Genomic DNA, 19,795 nt, shown 5'->3' on the forward strand with positions numbered 1-19,795 from the left:
GGATCGTGCCGTGCGCCGGCATCGCGACCATGACGAGCTTTCCGCCGCGCCGCAGCCCGGTGTAGGCCGGGTTGCCGAGGCGCCCCCTTCCTCGTAAGCGCCTGTCGGGCCGCTCCTAGGCGTACGTCGCGATGTCCTTGATCATCGCGAAGCCCAGCCCGTACGCGCTCATTCCCCGGCCGTACGCGCCCACGTGGACGCCTTCCTGGGTGGAACCCGCGAGGACCCAGCCGAACTCGGACTCGCGGTAGTGGAAGGTCGTGGGGACGCCGTCCACCGGGAGGGACAGGGTGGACCAGTCCGGACCGGTCAGGTCGTCGGCAAGCACCCACGCGGTCTCGGTCTGCTGGTCCAGCCAGTCGTCGCGCCGTGTGTGGTCCATCTGGCCGGGCCAGGTGAAGGACAGCAGCCCCACACCGGCCAGCCACGCCGCCGAGGACACCGAGGTGGCCTCCAGCAGCCCCGTGCCGTCCGCGCTGCGGCGCACCGGGCTGGCGGCGACGGAGACCACCACCGCGAACCGCTCCTTGTCCTCGGTGGACTCGCCGCGCACCGTCGGCTCGTCACCGTGCCCGATCGAACCTTGCTCGACGGCACCGTCCGCCGAGGTACCCACCTGCATCAGCCAGCGCGGCCCCGTGAAGGCCTCGTCGAGGCCGTACCACGGGAAGGGCGCCAGCAGGTAGCCGTCGACCGTTCGCCGGGCGGAGGGGGCCTGTTGTCCGCCCTCCGCGGCCGGCGCCTGCGCGCCTACCCGACTTGTCGTCTCCATCTGCCGGACGCCTCCTCGCTCTCGTCGGACCGGGTGGCCCGCCCCCCTCGGGCGTCCTTGTCGGTCCGCACAACAACTGGGCAGCATAGCCATACCGCTCCGAACAGCCGCGAAAGCGCCCGGCGCGCGGGGCGTGCGCGCGGCGGAATCGAGCCGCTCGGGGCGTGTCGGCGCACCACGGACAGAGACGTTCCCAGGCCGTGCGGGACCGCGTTGCGAGGCCTGCCGCGGGCAGACGGGCCCGGCCTGCGAGGGCCGTGGATCCCTGGCCGCGCACGGTTCGTGCGGCGGCCCGCCGCGCTGCTCCGTACGGCTCAGAGGGCGTCGTACGGCTCAGGTGGCGTCGGCGTCGTAGGGCGGGCGCTCGTCCGCGTCGAGCTTCTCGCGCTTCTTCGTCATGTCGACGGAACCACCGGCCGAACCGTTGGAGGACCCGGAGGAGTCGGACTCGCGGCCGTGCACCGCGTCCGTGACGTCGGCCATCTCCTTCTTCAGGTCGAAGCCGTTACGGATCTCCTTGAGCCCCAGCTCGTCATTGTCCAGCTGCTTGCGGATGAACGTCTTGGGGTTGAGGTCCTCGAATTCGAAGTCCTTGAACCCCGGGCCGAGTTCGTCGCGGATGTCCGCCTTGGCGCTCTCCGAGAACTCACGGATCTTGCGAATCGTGCGCGTGACGTCCTGAATCATCTTCGGGAGCTTCTCGGGACCGAAGACGAGCACGGCGAGGACGACGAGCGTCACCAGCTCAAGCGGTCCTATGTCATTGAACACCTGGTAGCTCCTTGCGATGTCCTCGGTCCACGGCCCTCGGGAGTCTTCCGTGGTCCGGGCCGGGTCCAAAGGTACCCGGCGTTCCTGTCCGTCCGGAACTGTCCCGGGGCTTCCGACTTCATCTGCGCCGCTGGTTTTCCGCGTACTTTGCCGTCCGGAGCTGCGACATTGCGCTCGGCTGTGAGGTTCGTGTCACTCCCGGGCCGTGTCTCACCGGCTCTCAGTCGCCGCTCGCGGAACCGAGGACCAGGGTGACCGTCTTCTCCGCGCCGCCGCGCCGGAGCGTCAGCCGGAGCCGGTCGCCGGGCCGGTGGGCACGGGTCTTCACGATGAGTTCCTCGCCGGAGTGGACCCGTCGGCCGTCGACCTCGGTGATGACGTCGCCCGGCTTGATGCCCGCCTTCGCACCGGGACCGCCCGCGGCGACGGACGGACCGCCACCGGCGGCCTTGGCGGTGACACGCGCGCCGTCGCCGCCGTATTCCATGTCGAGCATGACACCGATCACGGGGTGGGTGGCCCTGCCGGTGTTGATCAGCTCTTCGGCGACGCGCTTGGCCTGGTTGACGGGGATGGCGAAGCCGAGCCCGATGGAACCGGCCTGGCCGCTCCCCAGGCCGGAGCCGCTGTCGGCGGAGCGGATGGCGCTGTTGATGCCGATGACCCGGGCCCGCGAGTCGAGCAGGGGCCCGCCCGAGTTCCCGGGGTTGATCGGCGCGTCCGTCTGCAGGGCGTCCACGTACGAGACGTCGGTGCCGTCGCCCTTCTCGCCGCCCGCCGTGATGGGCCTCTCCTTGGCGCTGATGATCCCGGAGGTGACGGTGTTGGCGAGGTCGAAGGGCGCGCCGATGGCGACGACGGGGTCGCCGACCTGGACGTTGTCCGAGTTGCCCAGCGGCATCGGAGCGAGACCGCGGACGCCCGAGACCTTGACCACGGCGAGGTCGTAGCCGCTGTCGTGCCCGACGACCTCGGCCTTCGCGGTCTCACCGCCGCTGAACGTCACGGATATCTCGCCGCTGCCGCCGGCCGGTTCGATCACGTGGTTGTTGGTGAGGATGTGTCCCTGGCCGTCGAGCACGAATCCGGTGCCGGTGCCCTCCTCCTTGCTTCCGCGCACATGCAGGGTGACGACGCTGGGCAGCGCGTGCGCCGCGATCCCGGCCACGCTGTCCGGGGCGCGCCCCGGGGCCTCCTTGGCGGCCTGCGGCAGCTCGACGTCCGTCAGCCCTCCGTTGCGCTCCAGATACGCCCCCGCGGCGCCGCCCACTCCCCCGGACACCAGCGCGAGCGCGACGGCCCCGAGCAGCAGGGTCTTCCTGGTCCGCTTGCGCCGCTGCGCCACGGTGGGTACGCCGACGCCGTTCTGCTGGAGGGGTCCGGGCGCGGCCCAGGGGTCGTAGTTCTGCCAGGGGTCGGGGGCGGCGGACGCGGCGGGCTCGGCAAGGCCGGTGGGGCCGGCCGATCCGATTGGGCCGGCGGGGGCCTGTGGCGCGGGAGGCCCGGATATCGGGTTCGGGGGACCGGAGGGGTCCGGTGCGTGGGGCAGGCCGTGCGCGGGGGACTCCGGTACGTGCGCGAGGCCTTGTCCGGCGGGTGCCGGGGGCGGCGCGTCCAGGGGCACGGCGTCGAAGGGCGCGCTCTGGGCCGGGATCCCCCCTGCGAGGTGTGTTCCGTGGGCGGGGGTGGCCGCCTCCGACCGGGAACCCGGCGCGTGCGAGCTCTGAGCCTGCGTGTCCCGCGTGTGCGCGGCCGTCGGGTGCTGGACCGGCGGGGCGGGCGCCCAAGGGCCTGGACGGCCGTAGGGCGGGGTGCTGTAGGGGTCGGGGGCGTGCAGGGGCCCGGGGCGGCGCGGAGCGGGCCGCTCCAGCTCGAAGTCGCCGTCACCGGCGTCATCGGCGCCGTCGTCCTCGGCGTCACCCGCACCGGCGCCGTCATCCTTGTGGAGGCCGACGGGGACAGCCGGCTCGGAGACGGTGGAGGCCGCTCCCTCGGCCGGACCGGGAATCCCCGCGGGGCGGTCCAACTCGAAGTCGCCGTCACCCTCCCCGAGCACGGGAACTCCGCCCCCGGGTCCGGAATCGGCTCCCGTGCCCTGCGGCCGGGGCCGGCTCCACCACTTCGCCTTCGTGGGCTTGCCCTCGTTCATGCTCTCCCCACACCTGGCCCGCGGCACAACTCGCCGACGGTCACCGCAGACTTGCCGACTCCGCGCCCGTGATCCCTCCCGCGGGCGCGGCCCACCCCGGATTCAACCAGGTTCACGGGCCGCGGCGCAGAGGGCGGGGTCAGCGGGCGGTACGAGAGGTGGGGGACGAGGAGGAAGTGGGGGACGGTGCGGCGGCGGGGGCGGCGAGCAGTCCCGGAGTCGTGACGTCCGGGTCGGCGGACCACGAGGTGAGTTCGAGCGGCCGGGCGTCGGTGAGCGGACGTATTAGCGGGGACATCGCGGCGGCACCGGCGACCACCGGTGTCGTCAGCGCGTGCATGGCGTCCTGGCCGCGGCCCGCCGGAGCGGGGACTCCGGGCAGCAGCGGGGCGGACACCTCGGTCGGCGCCACCGGGCCAAGGCCGAGCGCCCGCTCGCCCTGGGCGAGCAGCGGTCCGACGGACCGCCGGCGCTGCGACTCGGGAGCCGTGGCGGCCCCCGCGCCCTGGGAGCGTGACGGCGTCACATTGCTTCCGGTGCCGGATCCTCCGCGCGCGTCCGCGGTGTCCCCCGGCATCCCGGTGGACACCCCGCCGAGCGCGACGGCGGCCAGCGACACCGCGCCCGCCGCGGCGAAGGCGAACCGCAGTCCGCGCGAGGCCGACCGCTCGGCCTCGTGACGGCTGACGTCATGGATACGGAAGCCGCGCCCCGGTGAGGGGGGCAGTACGTCGGCGTGCGGTCCGGCCGGCACGTACCCGAAGGGTTCGCCCCGCATTCCGAAGACGCCGGGCATGCCGGTGCGCGCGGAACCGCCGGGAAGTCCGCCGCCGAAGCTTCCCCCGCCCAGCCGCGAGCTGTCGGAGTCACCTCCTCCGGGAAGCCCCTGGAGACGGGCCAGAAAACTTTCGGAAGGGGGCGGCGGGGCCACTTCCGCGAAGACGTTCTTCAGTCGGCGCTGCGCGTCGGCCTCGGCCTTGCACTTCGCGCAGGTGGCGAGGTGGGCCAGGACGCGGTCGCGCGACTCATGACCGAGCTCTCCGTCCACCAGGGCGGACAGCCGGTCTCCGAGGTGCTGCTCGGCGGGGGTCGGACGGGATCCACTCACGCGGTCGCGCCCCCTCCCCCCAGCACGGGCACACGGGCCGCGAACGAGCGTCGCTCGGCGCGGGCCTCGGGAGACCGGTGAGCCAGGGCTTTGCGCAGCTGGGAGCGGCCGCGGTGGATCCGGGAGCGGACCGTGCCGAGCTTGACGCCCAGGGTCGCGGCGATCTCCTCGTAGGACAGTCCCTCGATGTCGCAGAGGACGACGGCGGCGCGGAACTCGGGCGCGAGGGTGTCCAGCGCCTGCTGGACGTCGGCGTCGAAGTGCGCGTCGTTGAAGACCTGCTGCGGGGAGGGCTCCCGGCTGGGCAGGCGCTCGGCCGCGTCGTCGCCGAGGGCGTCGAAGCGGATGCGCTGCTTGCGCCGCACCATGTCGAGGAAGAGGTTCGTGGTGATGCGGTGCAGCCAGCCCTCGAAGGTTCCGGGCGTGTACGTCGACAGCGAGCGGAAGACACGGACGAAGACTTCCTGGGTGAGGTCCTCGGCGTCGTGCTGGTTGCCCGTGAGGCGATAGGCGAGGCGGTACACCCGGCCGCTGTGCGTGCTGACGATCTCCTCCCAGGTGGGCGGAGTCCACGCCTGCGACTCCGCGTCGGTGGTGAACGTCGCGGTCTGCGCCGGGGCAGCAGCGTGGAGCTGGTCAGCGTTGTCGGTCACGGATTTCGGCTCACCCGCTGATCTGAGTAGGCGCCTCAGCACCCCTCCCCGATCCACAGGCGCAGCCGCACCTCCCCTGTCGGCTCTGGTGGTGTCCAGTGGAGCCCCTACCATAGCCACCTCGCCCGTTAGCTCCGGATAAGCGGTTTTACGCGAATTTGATACAGGCTCATATGGGTGCGTCAACACCTGCCCGCGGCCCCGCTCCGTGTACTGGTCCATCGACTTCCCCCCGCTCGGTTCCCCCACCCCTCTAAACGCCCGGTCCCATCCGCGGGTTCCCAGCACCAACGGATACAGTCACGACCAGGCAACCACGGGGACAGGAGAGGGTCATTACCGGCAACCGGCAGACGAGCTGGGCGTTCGCCGACGCCTTTGTCGCCGAGGACGAGGCGGTGCGCTGGGCCCGGGACCGGGCCCGCGAGGCAGGCCTGCGCTCGGTGTCGCCCGGCACGGGCGCCGCGCTGTGCCTGCTCGCCGCCACCGTGGACGCGAAAGCGGTCGCGGAGATCGGGACCGGGACCGGCGTCTCAGGAATTCATCTTCTGCACGGCATGCGGCCGGACGGGGTACTGACCACGGTGGATCCGGAGCCGGAGCGCCAGCAGTTCGCGCGCCAGGCCTTCCGCGCCGCCGGTTTCGCCAGCAATCGCGCCCGCTTCATCCCGGGCCGCGCACTCGACGTCCTGCCCCGTCTCGCCGACGCCGGCTACGACCTCGTCTTCTGCGACGGCGACCGACTGGAGTGCCTCGACTACCTCGCTGAATCGTTGCGCCTGTTGCGTACGGGCGGGCTCGTCGTCTTCGAGGGAGTCTTCGCGGACGGCCGCACCGTGGACTCGGGACCGCAGCCCGCGGAAGTGGGCCGGCTGCGCGAACTGCTGCGCGCGGTGCGCGAGAGCCAGGAGCTGGTGCCCTCGCTCCTGCCGGTGGGCGACGGCCTGCTGTGCGCGGTCAAGCGCTGACCCGGCCACCCGGCCCGATTTCCGTCGCACGCCTCTGACCAGGCCGTACACCCCTGTCGGCCGGTGCCGAACAAGCGGCGCGGCCCTCCCGTACCCCGAAAAAACGGCTTCCCCGGCACCTGTGCGGTACCGGGGAAGCCGAAGAGGTATGGTCGCGTTCCGCGTCAGCCGACGACCTTCTTGAGGGCGTCGCCGAGCGCGTCAGCCTCGTCAGGGGTCAGCTCGACGACGAGCCGACCGCCGCCTTCGAGCGGAACGCGCATGACGATGCCCCGCCCCTCCTTTGTCACCTCGAGCGGGCCATCGCCCGTCCGCGGCTTCATGGCCGCCATGCTCGTTCCCCTTCCTGAAACCAGCTCATCGTCGCCGACGGCCCCCTCGGAGGGCACGCGCGTCCTCTCATAGGACACACGTCACCGGCATCGAACACATTGCTTCCAGGCCATTATCCCGCATCTCAGGACCCGATGACCAACATCAGTCGGCATCGCTTGCGCAACGCGCTTGAGCAAAACCACTCAATTCGGCGATGTGGCTGCGATACTGCGCCGCCGCATGGACTTCCACGGCCCGGAATTCTTTGACGCAGGTCACATGTCGGCCCCGCGCCACCGCCGGTGATCTCCGCCATGCTGTCATCTGACACAGGACGTACCGCCCGGTACGACGGAGCCGCGACACCGGAGGGGACCCACCATGGCCGACACCGTGCTCTACGAGGTGAGCGACGGACTCGCGACCATCACGCTGAACCGCCCCGAGGCGATGAACGCGATGAACACCGAGACCAAGGTCGCCTTCCGGGACGCGGCGCAGGCGGCCGCGTCGGACGACGCCGTACGGGCGATCCTGCTGACCGCCGCCGGGGACCGGGCGTTCTGCGTCGGGCAGGACCTCAAGGAGCACATCGGGCTGCTGGCGGCCGACAAGCAGTCGGGGTCGGGCCTGACCATGAGCACCGTGCGCGAGCACTACAACCCCATCGTGCGGGCGCTGACCGGCGCCGCGAAGCCCGTGGTGGCCGGGGTCAACGGCGTCGCGGCCGGGGCCGGCTTCGGTTTCGCGCTCGCCGCGGACTATCGCGTGGTCGCCGACACCGCCGCCTTCAACACGTCCTTCGCCGGCGTCGCGCTGACCGCCGACTCGGGGATCTCCTGGACGCTGCCCCGGGTCGTCGGCCCGAGCCGCGCCGCCGACCTGCTGCTCTTCCCGCGCAGCATCAGCGCGCAGCAGGCGTACGAGCTGGGTATCGCCAACCGGCTGGTTCCGCCCGCCGAACTGCACGCCGAGGCCGAGAAGGTGGCGCGGGCGCTGGCCTCGGGTCCGACGCTGGCGTACGCCGCGCTGAAGGAGTCCCTCGCTTTCGGGCTCACCCACTCGCTGGACGAGACCCTGGAGAAGGAGGACGAGCTCCAGGCGCGGGCCGGCGCCTCCGAGGACCACACCATCGCGGTCCAGGCGTTCGTGAACAAGGAGAAGCCGAAGTACCTGGGGCGGTGACGGTCCGGGAGCGGGCGCCGCGGGCCGTCCGCGGCCGGTGGCGCGGCTCCGTGTGTCCCTGGGGCCCGCGGCGTCGCCGCTGCGCCCCTCCGGCCGGGGAGCGGCTCCCGCGCGCCCCCGTGCCCGGTATCCCCGGTGTGATGTCCCCGTGGCCCTCGGCGCCGCTCCCCGCGTTTCCGGGAGGCGCCCACCGATCACGGGGCGTCGCGCACCGTGCAGTCCGCCAGATGGTCGTTGACCAGGCCGCACGCCTGCATGAGGGCGTACGCCGTCGTCGGGCCCACGAAGCGGATGCCGCGCTTCTTGAGGGCTTTGGAGAGGGCGGTCGACTCGTCCGTGACGGCCGGTACGTCGGAGAGCTTCGTCGGGGCCGGGCGGGCGGCGGGGTCGGGGGCGAAGGACCAGATCAGCTCGTCCAGCTCGCCCGGGGACCAGTCGGCCAGCACGCGCGCGTTGGCGACGGTCGCCCGGATCTTGGCGCCGTTGCGGATGATCCCCGGGTCGGCGAGCAGGCGTTCCTCGTCGGCCTCCGTGAACGTGGCGACCTTGGAGATCTCGAAGTCCGCGAAGGCCGCGCGGAAGCCGGACCGGCGGCGCAGGATGGTGATCCAGGACAGCCCCGACTGGAAGGCCTCCAGGCACAGCCGCTCATAGAGTGCGTCGTCGCCGTGGACCGCCCGGCCCCACTCCTCGTCGTGGTAGGCCACGTAGTCCTCGGTGGACAGCGCCCAGGGGCAGCGCAGGGCGCCGTCAGGTCCGGCCAGCGCGTCGCTCACCGCCCCTCCTCCGGGTGCTTGCGCAGCGAGGTGGTGTGGCTCGCCGCGCGGGCGCCGGCGAGCGCGGCCTCCAGGTCGGCGATCCGGGCGTCCCGCTCGCCGATCTCGGCGCCCAGCCGGCCGAGGGCGTCGTCGACGTCCGCCATGCGGTAGCCGCGCACGGCGACGGGGAAGCGCAGCGCGTCCACGTCACCGCGGTGCACCGGGCGGTCGTACGGCAGCGGATCCCGCAGAAGTTCGGGCTCGGCGTCGGGAAGGGGGCTGCTCTCACCGCCGCCCACCACGGACAGGGTGACCGCGGCGACCACGACGGCGAGCGCGACGACCAGGAACAAGAACATGAACATCGCTGAGGTCCCCACGCTCTGGTGCCGGCGCGGGTCGCGTCGGCGCGAAAGTACTGATGCTGACGAAAGCGGTCTGACGCTGCAAGTGTCAGGCTCCGATCGTGCCATGCGAGTCTGACAGTTAAGGTCGCAGGCGGCTCATCAGCGGCACTTACTGGGAGAGGTCATAGGGGATGCTCAGGCTGGGCAGGCGTGAATTCGACGCGCACGAACCGGTGATCATGGCGATCGTCAACCGGACCCCGGACTCCTTCTACGACCAAGGAGCCACCTTCCGCGACGAGCCCGCCCTCGCGCGCGTGGAGCAGGCGGTGTCCGAGGGCGCCGCCATCATCGACATCGGCGGGGTCAAGGCCGGGCCGGGCGAAGAGGTGACGGCCGAGGAGGAGGCGCGCCGGACGGTCGGCTTCGTCGCCGAGGTACGCCGCCGCTTCCCCGACGTGATCATCAGTGTCGACACCTGGCGGCACGAGGTCGGCGAGGCGGTCTGCGAGGCCGGTGCCGATCTGCTCAACGACGCCTGGGGCGGGGTCGATCCGCGACTGGCGGAGGTGGCCGCCCGCTACCGGGTGGGGCTGGTGTGCACGCACGCCGGGGAGTCGGAGCCGCGGACGCGCCCGCACCGGGTCGCGTACGACGACGTGATGGCCGACATCCTGCGGGTGACGCTCGACCTGGCGGAGCGCGCGGTGGCCCTCGGGGTGCCCCGCGAGTCGGTGCTGATCGATCCCGGGCACGACTTCGGGAAGAACACCCGGCACAGCCTGGAGGCGACGCGGCGGCTGGGCGAGATGGTCTCCACGGGGTGGCCGGTTCTCGTCTCCCTCTCGAACAAGGACTTCGTGGGCGAGACGCTCGACAGGCCGGTCAAGGAGCGGGTCGTCGGGACCCTGGCGACGACCGCCGTCTCGGCGTGGCTGGGGGCGCAGGTGTATCGCGTCCACGAGGTCGCGGAGACGCGACAGGTGCTGGACATGGTGACGTCGATCGCCGGCCACAGGCCGCCGGCGGTGGCCCGGCGGGGGCTGGCGTAGCGGACGGGACCGCGCGACGGCACGGGGGCGGTGCGCGGGCCGGCGCGAGGAACGCCTGGCACGTGGACACGCGGCGGAGGGGCCGACCTCTCGGCCCCTCCGCCGCCCGTCAGTCCCTGCTCGGCCCTGCGGCCACTCCCCTGCCGAGGAGAGGCCGGACCGGTCCTAGCGGCCGGCCTCCTTCGACACCAGTGCCACCGCTTCGTCCACCTCGTCGGTCAGGTGGAACAGCATCAGGTCCTTCTCGGACGCCTTGCCCTGGGCGATGAGGGTGTTCTTGAGCCAGTCGACGAGGCCGCCCCAGTACTCCGTGCCGAACAGCACGATGGGGAAGCGGGTGACCTTCTGGGTCTGGACCAGGGTGAGCGCCTCGAAGAGTTCGTCGAGGGTGCCGAGGCCGCCGGGCAGGACCACGAAGCCCTGCGCATACTTCACAAACATCATTTTCCGGACAAAGAAGTACCGGAAGTTCAGGCCGATGTCGACGTACTGGTTCAGCCCCTGCTCGAAGGGGAGCTCGATGCCGAGACCGACGGAGATGCCCTTCGCCTCGCAGGCACCCTTGTTCGCGGCCTCCATGGCGCCCGGCCCACCGCCGGTGATGACGGCCCAGCCGGCCTCCACGAGCGTGCGGCCGAGTTCTACGCCCGTCTCGTACTCCGGCGAGCCCGGCTTGGTCCTGGCCGAGCCGAACACGCTGATGGCAGGCGGCAGTTCGGCCAGGGTGCCGAAGCCCTCGATGAACTCCGACTGGATGCGCAGAACGCGCCAGGGGTCGGTGTGCACCCAGTCCGACGGGGCCCGCTCGTCCAGCAGCCGCTGATCCGTCGTGCTCGCCTGCACCTGATCCCGCCTGCGCAGCACCGGGCCCAGCCGCTGCTCCTCCGGTGGCCGCTTCTTGCCCTCCGGGTTGCCAGTAGCCATGTCCACTCCCTCCGCGTACGGATCTCCCCCGCCCCGGCCGAGGCCGGAGCGGGGGAAGGTCGTTCCGCCCCAGGGTAGATCTCCGCTGGTTACGGCGGGGGGACGTGGGCATGTCCGCCATGAACCGCCAACGGGACGCCTCAGGCGGTGAGCCAGTCGCGCAGCCGCTCCTCACCCGCGAGGATCTTGGACGTTTCCACCCTTTCGTCCCGCTTGTGCGCCAAGTGGGGATTCCCGGGGCCGTAGTTGACCGCCGGAACGCCGAGCCGGCTGAAACGGGAGACGTCCGTCCAGCCGTACTTGGGCTGCGGGGTACCCCCGACCGCCTCGATGAAGGCGGCGGCGGCCGGGTGGGAGAGGCCGGGAAGAGCGGCACCGCTGTGGTCGTCGACGACGAACTCGTCCACGCCGCAGTCGGCGAAGACCTCGCGGACGTGCTCGATCGCCTCCTCCTCGGTGCGGTCGGGCGCGTAGCGGAAATTGACCGTGACGACGCACTCGTCGGGGATGACATTGCCCGCGACACCGCCCGAGATGCCCACCGCGTTCAGGCCCTCGCGGTACTCCAGGCCGTCGATCACCGGGTAGCGCGGCTCGTACGCGGCCAGCGCGGCCAGGATCGGGGAGGCCGCGTGGATCGCGTTCGAGCCCATCCAGCTGCGGGCGGAGTGGGCCCGTTCGCCCCTGGTCTTCAGCAGCACCCGCAGCGTGCCCTGGCAGCCGCCCTCGACCTGCCCGTCCGAGGGCTCCAGGAGGACGGCGAAGTCGCCCTGCAGCCAGTCGGGGTGGGCTTCGGACACATGCTTCAGCCCGTTCAGGTGGGCCGCGACCTCTTCGTTGTCGTAGAAGACGAAGGTGAGGTCCCGGTTGGGTTCGGGGACGGTGGCCGCGATGCGGAGCTGGACCGCGACGCCCGACTTCATGTCGCAGGTGCCGCAGCCCCACAGCACGCCGTCCTCGTCGAGGCGCGAGGGCACGTTGTCCGCGATGGGCACCGTGTCGATGTGGCCGGCGAGGACGACACGCTCGGCACGGCCCAGGTTCGTGCGCGCCACGACGTTGTTGCCGTACCGGTCGACCGTCAGATGCGGCAGGGCGCGCAGGGCGGCCTCCACGGCGTCCGCGAGCGGCTTCTCGTTGCCGCTCTCCGAGGGGAAGTCGACGAGCTGCGCGGTGAGCTCGGCTGCGTCCAGGGTGAGGTCAAGCGGGGTGTCGGCCATGCCGACGACCCTAGCGCGCCCGGCCGAGGGGTCCCGAAAACAGCCGGATGCGGTCGTATCCCCCGGGCGGCACTCCCGTTGTCCACAGCCCCAGGGACCGCCCACAGCGGTCTCCAGTACCTTGTACGCGTGTCAGAGCCGTCCCCCACTCCTGTCCGGCGCCGCGGTCGCCTCCTCCGCTTCGGCGGGGCCGTCGTGGTCCTGCTCGCCCTCGCGGGCTACCTCGGCGTGCAGTACCTCACGGGCGGCACCGGCGCGCCCCGGTGCAAGGTCGTCTCCGGCAAGGGCGACGGCGCGTCGTACGAGTTCACTCCCGAGCAGGCGGTGAACGCGGCGACGATCTCGGCGGTCGGCACCTCCCGCCGGATGCCAGAGCGCGGGGTGGCCATCGCTCTCGCGACGGCTCTCCAGGAATCGGGGCTGCGCAACATCCAGCACGGCGACCGGGACTCCCTCGGCCTGTTCCAGCAGCGGCCCTCTCAGGGCTGGGGCACGAGGAAGCAGATCATGGACCCGACGTACGCGGCGGGCATCTTCTACGAGCACCTGGCCAAGGTGCCCGGCTATTCACGGCTGCCGCTCACCGTCGCCGCGCAGCGCGTGCAGCGCAGCGGCTACCCGCAGGCGTACGCGAAGCACGAGCCGGACGCCACACTGCTCGCCGCCGCCCTGACCGGCCGCGCGGCGGCCACGCTGACCTGCGAGGGGCGCCCGGACGCGACCCCGGCGGGCGGCACGGCCCCGGTGCGGGCCGCGCTCGCACGGGACTTCGGTCGCGATGTGCTCCAGGAGGCGGGCGCCACCGTGGACGCCAAGGGTTCCTCGGCGTCGCCGACAGCCGCCGCCCCGGCCTCGCCGAAGGCCGGCGACCGGACCGTGACGGTGCCCGTGCGCGAGGACTCCACCGCCGGGGCCGGGGTGCTCCGCCGCGGCTGGGAGCTGGCGCACTGGGCCGTGGCCAATTCCTCGGCCCTGCACATCGAGCGGGTGTCGTACGCGGGGCGCGAGTGGACCGCCGGGACCTCGGAGGGCTCGTGGCGCACGGCCGACGCCAAGGGCGGTCCGGCCGGAAAGAAGGCCGCGGCCGAGGTCCGCATCGTCACTGCTCAGTAGTACGGACCCTCACTCGTTGGGGGGACCGGCCTTCGGCGGGCCGGCGACGCGCGGCTTGGGCGTACTCGCTCCCGCGTCCCGGAAATCCCTTGCGAACAAAGGGCCACGAGGATTCGACGGTATGCGGCGGGGTATCGTTTGCCCGTTTTTATCCACAATCGATAATGCGACGCATTGCCAACTCTTTGCGTCGGGCCACCGCAACCTTCGCGGACTTCGAGCGGTAGTCACTGCGTCCGAGCCCGGAACGATCACCGCAGACGCTCGGCGGACGGTGACGCGGTCGGTCGGCAGCCAGCCGGTCAAACCGGGCACGGTCGGACACCTCCCCGTTCTCTCCCGCCATAAGGAGCAACATGTCCCTCCCCCTGACCCGCCGGATCGCCCGTGTCGTGCTGCTCGTCGCAGCCGGAGCGGCGCCCGTGGTCGGTGCGGCCGGCTCCGCCTGCGCGGCCGAACTGCCGGCCGCCCCCAGCCTCGGCGGGCTGACCGCCCTGGACGGGGCGAACGTCGGCAACACCGTCGACGGAGCGGCGCAGAACGTCACCGGGATCGCCGGCAAGTCCGGCGGCGACGCGGTCAAGAAGTCCGTGCCGGCCGCCGGCAAGACCGGTGGGAAGGTCGCCAAGAAGGCGACGCCGGCCGCGCGGAAGGCGGCCAGGAAGGCGGCCGGGCAGGCCGGTGGCCTCCTCGGTGACACCGCGAAGACCGCGACCGGCGGCGGCCTGCCGACGGGCACCGTGCCCCAGGGCGGGCTGCCTACGCAACAGCTGCCGCTGAAGGGCCTGCCGCTGGGCTAGGCACTGCCGTCGCGCCGACGCCCCGGACGCGGGGCGTCGGCAGACGCGTGCGGCGACGGGGGTCCGGGGAACTCGCTTCCCGGACCCCCGTTTCGCTCGGCAGCCCTAAGCCGACGGCGCCTGCCGGAGGCGTTCGACCGCCGCCGCGACGCGCTCGTCCGAGGCGGTGAGGGCCACGCGGACGAACTTCTCTCCCGCCTCGCCGTAGAAGTCACCGGGGGCCACCAGGATGCCCAGGTCGGCCAGGTGGGCCACCGTGGACCAGCAGGACTCGTCCCGGGTGGCCCAGAGGTAGAGGCTCGCCTCGCTGTGCTCGATACGGAAACCGTGGTCCAGCAGGGCGTCGCGCAGCGCGGCGCGGCGGGCGGCGTAACGGTCGCGCTGTTCGCGGACGTGCGTGTCGTCCGAGAGGGCGGCGACCACGGCGGCCTGGGTCGGCGCGGAGGTCATCATGCCGCCGTGCTTGCGGATCGCGAGGAGCTCACCGAGGACGGCGGGGTCGCCCGCGAGGAACGCGGCGCGGTAGCCGGCCAGGTTCGAGCGCTTGGAGAGCGAGTGGACCGAGACGATCCCCTCGTAGGAGCCGCCGCACACGTCCGGGTGCAGTACCGAGACCGGGTCGGCCTCCCAGCCCAGCTCGATGTAGCACTCGTCGGAGAAGACGAGGATGCCGTGCTCGCGGGCCCAGGCGACGATCCGGGTGAGGTCCGCGGCGGACAGGACCTTGCCGGTCGGGTTGGACGGGGAGTTCAGCCACAGCAGCTTCAGGCCCGTCGGGTCCAGCTCCGTCGGGTCGTCGTAGACCACGTGGTCCGCCCGCGCGAGGCGCGCGCCGACCTCGTACGTCGGGTACGCGAGGCGCGGGTACGCGACCTTGTCGCCGGGGCCGAGGCCGAGCTGGGTCGGCAGCCAGGCGACCAGTTCCTTGGAGCCGACGATCGGCAGGACGTGGCGGTGGGTGATGTCCCGTGCGCCGAGCCGTCGCTCCACCCAGCCCGTGAGCGCGTCCCGCAGCTCGGGCGTGCCCCACACCGTGGGATAGCCGGGCGAGTCCGCGGCCGCGACCAGAGCCTTCTGGATCAGCTCGGGCACCGGGTCGACCGGGGTGCCGACGGACAGGTCGACGATGCCGCCCGGGTGAGCGGCGGCGGTCGCCTTGCAGGGCTCCAGCTTGTCCCAGGGGAAGGTGGGAAGCCGGTCGGAGACTCCGGACACGGGATCGGGCTCACTTTCTCGTACGTACGGCCCGTACAGGCGGTCACGGGCTGCTGCACGGATGCCGCACGGGCTGACACGGCAAAACGCCTCGGCCCCGTAAGGCGATCGGAGCGATCAGGCCCTACGGGACCGAGGCGGCGCTCCCCCAGCCACCGCCGGGAGCGGCCCCAGCGGACCGCTTACTGGTTCTGCGGCGGGAGCGCTGCGATGAAGGGGTGGTCGCGCTCGATCAGACCGAGCTTGCTGGCACCGCCGGGCGAGCCGAGCTCGTCGAAGAACTCGACGTTCGCCTTGTAGTAGTCCTTCCACTCTTCCGGAGTGTCGTCTTCGTAGAAGATCGCCTCGACCGGGCACACCGGCTCACAGGCTCCGCAGTCGACGCATTCGTCCGGGTGGATGTACAAGGACCGGGAGCCCTCGTAGATGCAGTCGACCGGGCACTCCTCGATGCACGCCTTGTCCTTGACGTCGACACAAGGCTGCGCGATGACGTAGGTCACGCTGTCGTTCCTCCTCGAATGGGCGCTGGCGGGCCTCTGCAGGCTCCGCCGCCTGGCGCGCGGGAGCGCGGCGTCGTCGATGCCCGCCCCTAGTATCTCCGTTCTTGGGCACGATCCGAACAGGAGGGGTGAACTGACCTGTGGAAATCTCTGCTTCCGGCCGCCTGGAGGTCCGGATCACCGCTGCTGACGTGGGAAAACGTGTCTCCGTACGACGCATGATCGACGACGGAGACACGGGAGGGAAGTTCACCGACACGGTCGGAGTTCTCACATCATGGGACGACGGTGTGCTGCTGATCACACGGCGGACCGGCGAGCGGGTCAGGATCGCGGAATCCTCGCTGGTCGCGGGCAAGGTCGTGCCGTCCGCCCCGGCTCGGCGGCGCGGGCCCGCGGCCTCGTACGAGGAGCTGGCGCGGGTCGCCGCGCGGGCCTGGCGGCCGGTGGAGAGCGAGCGGCTCGGCTCGTGGGAGCTGCGGGCGGCGGGCGGGTTCACCCGGCGCGCCAACTCCGTGCTGCCGCTGGGCGACCCCGGCGTGCCGCTCGACCAGGCACTGGCACACGTGCGGGACTGGTACGCGGCCCGCGGCCTGCCCGCATACGTCCAGACCGCGACCGGCGCCGAGAACACGCAGGAGCTGCTGTGCGCGGAGCTGGAGGCGCGTGACTGGACGCGTGAGGTGACGGCCGAACTGTGGACCGGGGCGCTCGCGCCGATCGGGGACCGGGAGGCGCCCGGGGTCCTGCTCTCCCGCACGGCCGACGAGGCGTGGCTCGGCCGCTACCAGCGCAAGGGCCTGAGCGACGTGGCCCTGAAGGTGCTGGGCAGCGGCCCCTCGGTGTGGTTCGCGACGGTGCCCGGCGCCGAGGGCGCGGCGCCGGCCGCGATCGGACGGTGCGTGGTGGACGGCCGCTGGGCCGGTTTCGCCGCTGTCGAGGTCGACCCGGCGTTCCGTCGCAAGGGCCTGGCCACCGCCGTCATGGCCGCGCTGGCCCGCCGCGCCCTGGACGAGGGCGCCTCGGCGGCCTGGCTCCAGGTGGAGGCGGACAACGCCGGGGCACGGGAGCTGTACGGCCGGATGGGATTCGGGGCGCATCACGCGTATCACCACTACCGCTCGGCGCAGTCGCAACAGGTACCCGGCGACGACCGCTATCGATCGACGTGACGGGGCACGAGCCAGCTATGCGTCCCCCTGAGCCACCGGACCCGGAGCGAGCCGACGAGGTACGGCGGCGGTTCGCCGACGAGGCACGGGCCGAGCGGCCCGATCTGGCGATGCTGTGCCTGCTGGTGGGCGCCGCGGCGGACGGGACGCTGGACGAGGCGGGGATGGACGCGGCGCAGATCGAGCTGGACGGGCTGGCGGGCCGGCTGCCCTTCCGTCCGGGCGACCCCCGCTCCTGGGCGAGCGCCCTCTCCGAACTGCTCGGCGGGCGCTGCGGATACCGGGGGTCACCGGGTGACTACCAGCGGCTGGAGTCCTCCCTGCTGCACGCGGTGCTGCGACGGCGGCGCGGGCTGCCCATCCTGCTCTCGGTGGTGTGGATGGAGGTCGCGCGACGGGCCGGCGCGCCGGTCTACGGGGTCGCGCTGCCCGGTCACTTCGTGGTGGGCTTCGGACCGCCCGGGGAGCAGGTGCTCGCCGATCCCTTCGACGGCGGGCGCGTCCTGACGGGCTCCGACGCCGAGCTGCTCGTCGCCGGCGCGACCGGCGCCCCGCTCGACCCGTCGATGCTCTCCCCCGCCGACCCGCTCGACGTTGTCCTGCGCGTCCTGAACAACATCCGCGCCTGGGCCGCCGCCCGGCCCGAACGCTCCGACGTGGCCCTGTGGTCGGTGGAACTGTCCCTCCAACTGCCCTCGCACCCGGCACGGCTGCGCTACGACCGCGCCCAACTCCTCGTCCAGCGCGGAGACTTCCTGACCGGAGCCGCCGAACTCGACGCGTACGCGGACGTGGTGGCGTCGGTCGACGAACCGGCCGCCGACCGCGTACGCCGACAGGCCCACGCGGCACGGGCGATGCTCAACTGAGGTGGGTCCGCCGGGCTCCGCCCGTGCCCGGCCCGGAACCGCGCCGGGAGCCCGCAGATCCCCTCACAGCCACCCCTTCTCCCGCGCGATCCGTACCGCCTCCGCCCGGTTGCGGACCGCCAGTTTCTGGATGGCTGTGGAGAGGTAGTTGCGGACCGTGCCCTGGGAGAGGTGGAGGGCGGTGGCCAGTTCGGCGTTGGTGGAGCCGTCGGCGGCGGCACGGAGGATCTCGCGCTCGCGGTCGGTGAGCGGGTTGGCGCCCCCGGCCAGCGCGGCCGCGGCCAGCGTCGGGTCGATCACGCGCTCGCCCGCCAGTACCTTGCGTACCGCCTGGGCGAGTTGGGCCGCCGGGGCGTCCTTGACCAGGAAGGCGTCGGCGCCGGACTCCATGGCGCTGCGCAGATAGCCGGGGCGGCCGAAGGTCGTGAGGACGATCAGCTTGAGGGAGGGGAACTCCTTGTGGAGTTCGGCCGCGGCCTCTATGCCCGTCATGCCCGGCATCTCGATGTCGAGGAGCGCCACGTCCACGTCATGGGCGCGGGCCGCCGCCAGTACCTCGTCGCCGCGGGCCACTTGGACGACCACCTCGATGTCCGGCTCCAGTCCCAGCAGGGCGGCCAGCGCCTCGCGGACCATCGACTGGTCCTCGGCGAGCAGGACCTTGATCGTGCGGCTCATGCACCGGATCCTACGGGGTCGTCCGCCGCGCCCACACGGGCTCTGCCGCCTGCGAGCGGCACCCGTGCGACCAGCCGGAATCCGTGCCGGACGCGGCCCGCCTCCAGCGATCCGCCCGCCTTCTCCAGGCGTTCGGTCAGTCCCGTCAGTCCGTTGCCGGGGGCGGCGCCGGAGGAGCCTCCCGAGCCGTCGTCCTCCACCGACAGTTCGAGCACGGGGCCGTCCAGTGTCTGGCGCCGGGCGAGTTCCACCGCGCAGCGCCGGGCGCCGCTGTGCCGTACGACGTTGGTGATCGCCTCGCGCAGCGCCCAGGCCAGCGCGGACTCGCTCTCCTCGGGGACACCCTGGACGTCGGGTTCGGCCGGCAGGTCGGCGATGACGCCCGCCGCGGTCAAGGCGACCTGAGCGCCCGCGAGTTCACCGGCCAGCCGGGGCCGCCGGTAGCCCGTGACGGCCTCCCGTACGTCGACCAGGGCCTGGCGGCTCACCTGCTCGATGTCGGCGACCTGCTGGGCCGCCTTGTCGGGATGGTCCGGGAGCATCCGCCCGGCCAGCTCGCTCTTCAGGGTGATCAGCGAGAGCGAGTGGCCGAGCAGGTCGTGCAGGTCCCTGGCGAGCCGCAGGCGCTCCTCGTTCGCGGCGAGCTGGGCGACGGTGGCCCGTGCCTTGCGCAGCTCCACCGTCGTACGGACCAGCTGCCGTACGCCGGTCATCGCGAAGCCGATCAGGACGACGAGCAGGATCAGGTTGCGTGCGTCCCGCTCGCCGCCGTGCAGGCCGACGAGCAGCATCACGACGGCGGTCAGCGGGATGGTCCAGTACGACACCCGCAGCGGGAACGTCGTACCGCAGGCGACCGAGACGTACACGAACAGGCCGAGCCAGGGCGGTCCGAGCGTCAGGCACAGCACGACGGCGAGCGCGCCGAGGGCCAGGACGAGGGAGGAGACGGCCAGCGTGCCCGCGAAGGCCCTGCCCATGTTCCGGAAGACCAGCGTCAGATAGATCGCGACGAAGGCCGCGAGGCCGATCCAGCCGGCCGCGGTGGCCGCGGGCGTGTGGTTGCCGGAGGCGAGGTCGTGCACCGGCGAGCTGAGGAACACCAGCCAGATGACGATCCACGCCGACTTGCGCAGGGCCTCACGGATGTTGCGGGGGGACTCTCCCATCCGCACCAGCCGGTCCGTGCGGGCCTCGTCGGGCAGCGTGTCTTCCGTCATGGC

At 72.2% G+C, this 19,795-nt stretch carries 21 protein-coding genes; 7 read left to right on the forward strand and 14 right to left on the reverse strand.

Going from position 1 to position 19,795, the window contains the following annotated elements:
• Positions 1 to 115: 115 nt before the first annotated feature.
• The 5 genes from ACWD68_RS26015 to sigE all read right to left on the reverse strand — a co-directional run bounded on the left by ACWD68_RS26015 (position 116) and on the right by sigE (position 5,495).
• Positions 116 to 772, reverse strand: a complete 657-nt coding sequence (locus tag ACWD68_RS26015) for a hypothetical protein (RefSeq protein WP_451808871.1) — start codon at positions 770 to 772, stop codon at positions 116 to 118.
• A 333-nt stretch (positions 773 to 1,105) separates the two neighbouring features.
• Positions 1,106 to 1,543: a sec-independent translocase gene (locus tag ACWD68_RS26020; RefSeq protein WP_451808872.1), complete on the reverse strand. Its 438-nt coding sequence runs from the start codon at positions 1,541 to 1,543 to the stop codon at positions 1,106 to 1,108.
• Positions 1,544 to 1,763: 220 nt separating this feature from the next.
• Positions 1,764 to 3,692 (reverse strand): trypsin-like peptidase domain-containing protein, encoded by a 1,929-nt coding sequence (locus tag ACWD68_RS26025; protein WP_451808873.1) that lies wholly within the window; start codon positions 3,690 to 3,692, stop codon positions 1,764 to 1,766.
• Between the two features lie 139 nt (positions 3,693 to 3,831).
• Positions 3,832 to 4,800, reverse strand: a complete 969-nt coding sequence (locus ACWD68_RS26030) for an anti-sigma factor family protein (protein ID WP_451808874.1) — start codon at positions 4,798 to 4,800, stop codon at positions 3,832 to 3,834.
• On the reverse strand, positions 4,797 to 5,495 hold the full coding sequence (gene sigE, locus ACWD68_RS26035) for an RNA polymerase sigma factor SigE (RefSeq protein WP_451808875.1): 699 nt from the start codon (positions 5,493 to 5,495) through the stop codon (positions 4,797 to 4,799). Before sigE ends, ACWD68_RS26030 begins: the two co-directional genes overlap by 4 nt.
• Positions 5,496 to 5,722: 227 nt before the next feature.
• Between sigE and ACWD68_RS26040 the strand changes: the two genes are divergently transcribed.
• Positions 5,723 to 6,421, forward strand: coding sequence for an O-methyltransferase (locus ACWD68_RS26040; RefSeq protein WP_451808942.1), 699 nt, complete (start codon positions 5,723 to 5,725; stop codon positions 6,419 to 6,421).
• 164 nt (positions 6,422 to 6,585) lie between these two features.
• On the opposite strand, the gene ACWD68_RS26045 is transcribed toward ACWD68_RS26040, so the two are convergent.
• Positions 6,586 to 6,753, reverse strand: coding sequence for a DUF3117 domain-containing protein (locus tag ACWD68_RS26045; RefSeq protein ID WP_003966491.1), 168 nt, complete (start codon positions 6,751 to 6,753; stop codon positions 6,586 to 6,588).
• A 364-nt stretch (positions 6,754 to 7,117) separates the two neighbouring features.
• Between ACWD68_RS26045 and chcB the strand changes: the two genes are divergently transcribed.
• A complete protein-coding gene (chcB, locus tag ACWD68_RS26050; RefSeq protein ID WP_451808876.1) occupies positions 7,118 to 7,921 on the forward strand; it encodes a 2-cyclohexenylcarbonyl CoA isomerase in 804 nt (267 codons plus the stop codon).
• Between the two features lie 194 nt (positions 7,922 to 8,115).
• Here chcB and ACWD68_RS26055 read toward each other — a convergent pair whose 3' ends face one another.
• Positions 8,116 to 8,697 carry a DNA-3-methyladenine glycosylase I gene (locus tag ACWD68_RS26055; protein ID WP_451808877.1) on the reverse strand — a complete coding sequence of 194 codons (582 nt, stop codon included), beginning with the start codon at positions 8,695 to 8,697 and terminating at the stop codon, positions 8,116 to 8,118.
• Positions 8,694 to 9,044, reverse strand: coding sequence for a DivIVA domain-containing protein (locus tag ACWD68_RS26060; protein ID WP_451808878.1), 351 nt, complete (start codon positions 9,042 to 9,044; stop codon positions 8,694 to 8,696). The genes ACWD68_RS26055 and ACWD68_RS26060 overlap by 4 nt, the downstream gene beginning before the upstream one ends.
• Positions 9,045 to 9,217: 173 nt before the next feature.
• On the opposite strand from ACWD68_RS26060, the gene folP reads away from it, so the two are divergent.
• A complete protein-coding gene (gene folP, locus ACWD68_RS26065; RefSeq protein ID WP_451808879.1) occupies positions 9,218 to 10,078 on the forward strand; it encodes a dihydropteroate synthase in 861 nt (286 codons plus the stop codon).
• A gap of 165 nt (positions 10,079 to 10,243) precedes the next feature.
• Here the strand turns inward: folP and ACWD68_RS26070 are convergent, their stop codons facing one another.
• Together ACWD68_RS26070 and dapE are read right to left on the reverse strand one after the other, a co-directional pair.
• Complete coding sequence (locus tag ACWD68_RS26070; RefSeq protein WP_451808880.1) at positions 10,244 to 11,002, reverse strand: LOG family protein; 759 nt, start codon at positions 11,000 to 11,002, stop codon at positions 10,244 to 10,246.
• Between the two features lie 140 nt (positions 11,003 to 11,142).
• On the reverse strand, positions 11,143 to 12,222 hold the full coding sequence (dapE, locus tag ACWD68_RS26075) for a succinyl-diaminopimelate desuccinylase (protein WP_451808881.1): 1,080 nt from the start codon (positions 12,220 to 12,222) through the stop codon (positions 11,143 to 11,145).
• Between the two features lie 129 nt (positions 12,223 to 12,351).
• Between dapE and ACWD68_RS26080 the strand changes: the two genes are divergently transcribed.
• Entirely contained in the window at positions 12,352 to 13,335 is a 984-nt protein-coding gene (locus tag ACWD68_RS26080; protein WP_451808882.1) for a heavy metal transporter, read from the forward strand.
• Between the two features lie 356 nt (positions 13,336 to 13,691).
• Positions 13,692 to 14,135: an ATP-binding protein gene (locus ACWD68_RS26085; protein WP_451808883.1), complete on the forward strand. Its 444-nt coding sequence runs from the start codon at positions 13,692 to 13,694 to the stop codon at positions 14,133 to 14,135.
• Positions 14,136 to 14,240: 105 nt separating this feature from the next.
• On the opposite strand, the gene ACWD68_RS26090 is transcribed toward ACWD68_RS26085, so the two are convergent.
• On the reverse strand, positions 14,241 to 15,350 hold the full coding sequence (locus ACWD68_RS26090; protein ID WP_451808884.1) for a bifunctional succinyldiaminopimelate transaminase/glutamate-prephenate aminotransferase: 1,110 nt from the start codon (positions 15,348 to 15,350) through the stop codon (positions 14,241 to 14,243).
• Between the two features lie 182 nt (positions 15,351 to 15,532).
• Positions 15,533 to 15,853: a ferredoxin gene (fdxA, locus tag ACWD68_RS26095; RefSeq protein ID WP_018089397.1), complete on the reverse strand. Its 321-nt coding sequence runs from the start codon at positions 15,851 to 15,853 to the stop codon at positions 15,533 to 15,535.
• Between the two features lie 140 nt (positions 15,854 to 15,993).
• Here fdxA and ACWD68_RS26100 point away from each other — a divergent pair, with 140 nt between their 5' ends.
• Together ACWD68_RS26100 and ACWD68_RS26105 are read left to right on the forward strand one after the other, a co-directional pair.
• Positions 15,994 to 17,025, forward strand: coding sequence for a GNAT family N-acetyltransferase (locus ACWD68_RS26100; protein WP_451808885.1), 1,032 nt, complete (start codon positions 15,994 to 15,996; stop codon positions 17,023 to 17,025).
• Positions 17,026 to 17,042: 17 nt separating this feature from the next.
• The gene (locus ACWD68_RS26105) at positions 17,043 to 17,894 is read left to right on the forward strand and encodes a transglutaminase family protein (RefSeq protein WP_451808886.1); all 852 of its coding nucleotides are present in this window, start codon (positions 17,043 to 17,045) and stop codon (positions 17,892 to 17,894) included.
• A gap of 63 nt (positions 17,895 to 17,957) precedes the next feature.
• Here ACWD68_RS26105 and ACWD68_RS26110 read toward each other — a convergent pair whose 3' ends face one another.
• Together ACWD68_RS26110 and ACWD68_RS26115 are read right to left on the reverse strand one after the other, a co-directional pair.
• Positions 17,958 to 18,572 carry a response regulator gene (locus ACWD68_RS26110; RefSeq protein ID WP_451808887.1) on the reverse strand — a complete coding sequence of 205 codons (615 nt, stop codon included), beginning with the start codon at positions 18,570 to 18,572 and terminating at the stop codon, positions 17,958 to 17,960.
• Positions 18,569 to 19,792 carry a sensor histidine kinase gene (locus ACWD68_RS26115; protein WP_451808943.1) on the reverse strand — a complete coding sequence of 408 codons (1,224 nt, stop codon included), beginning with the start codon at positions 19,790 to 19,792 and terminating at the stop codon, positions 18,569 to 18,571. Before ACWD68_RS26115 ends, ACWD68_RS26110 begins: the two co-directional genes overlap by 4 nt.
• Positions 19,793 to 19,795: the final 3 nt, after the last annotated feature.

This window comes from Streptomyces sp. NPDC005141 (assembly GCF_053599975.1).

Bases quoted from the DNA above. Each gene is read 5' to 3' on its own strand.
- ACWD68_RS26105 (WP_451808886.1), top strand. From the start codon at position 17,043: ATGCGTCCCCCTGAGCCACCGGACCCGGAGCGAGCCGACGAGGTACGG.
- ACWD68_RS26025 (WP_451808873.1), bottom strand. From the start codon at position 3,692: ATGAACGAGGGCAAGCCCACGAAGGCGAAGTGGTGGAGCCGGCCCCGG.
- chcB (WP_451808876.1), top strand. From the start codon at position 7,118: ATGGCCGACACCGTGCTCTACGAGGTGAGCGACGGACTCGCGACCATC.
- ACWD68_RS26115 (WP_451808943.1), bottom strand. From the start codon at position 19,792: ATGACGGAAGACACGCTGCCCGACGAGGCCCGCACGGACCGGCTGGTG.
- dapE (WP_451808881.1), bottom strand. From the start codon at position 12,222: ATGGCCGACACCCCGCTTGACCTCACCCTGGACGCAGCCGAGCTCACC.
- ACWD68_RS26060 (WP_451808878.1), bottom strand. From the start codon at position 9,044: ATGTTCATGTTCTTGTTCCTGGTCGTCGCGCTCGCCGTCGTGGTCGCC.
- ACWD68_RS26110 (WP_451808887.1), bottom strand. From the start codon at position 18,572: ATGAGCCGCACGATCAAGGTCCTGCTCGCCGAGGACCAGTCGATGGTC.
- ACWD68_RS26085 (WP_451808883.1), top strand. From the start codon at position 13,692: ATGTCCCTCCCCCTGACCCGCCGGATCGCCCGTGTCGTGCTGCTCGTC.
- folP (WP_451808879.1), top strand. From the start codon at position 9,218: ATGCTCAGGCTGGGCAGGCGTGAATTCGACGCGCACGAACCGGTGATC.
- ACWD68_RS26045 (WP_003966491.1), bottom strand. From the start codon at position 6,753: ATGGCGGCCATGAAGCCGCGGACGGGCGATGGCCCGCTCGAGGTGACA.
- ACWD68_RS26070 (WP_451808880.1), bottom strand. From the start codon at position 11,002: ATGGCTACTGGCAACCCGGAGGGCAAGAAGCGGCCACCGGAGGAGCAG.
- ACWD68_RS26015 (WP_451808871.1), bottom strand. From the start codon at position 772: ATGGAGACGACAAGTCGGGTAGGCGCGCAGGCGCCGGCCGCGGAGGGC.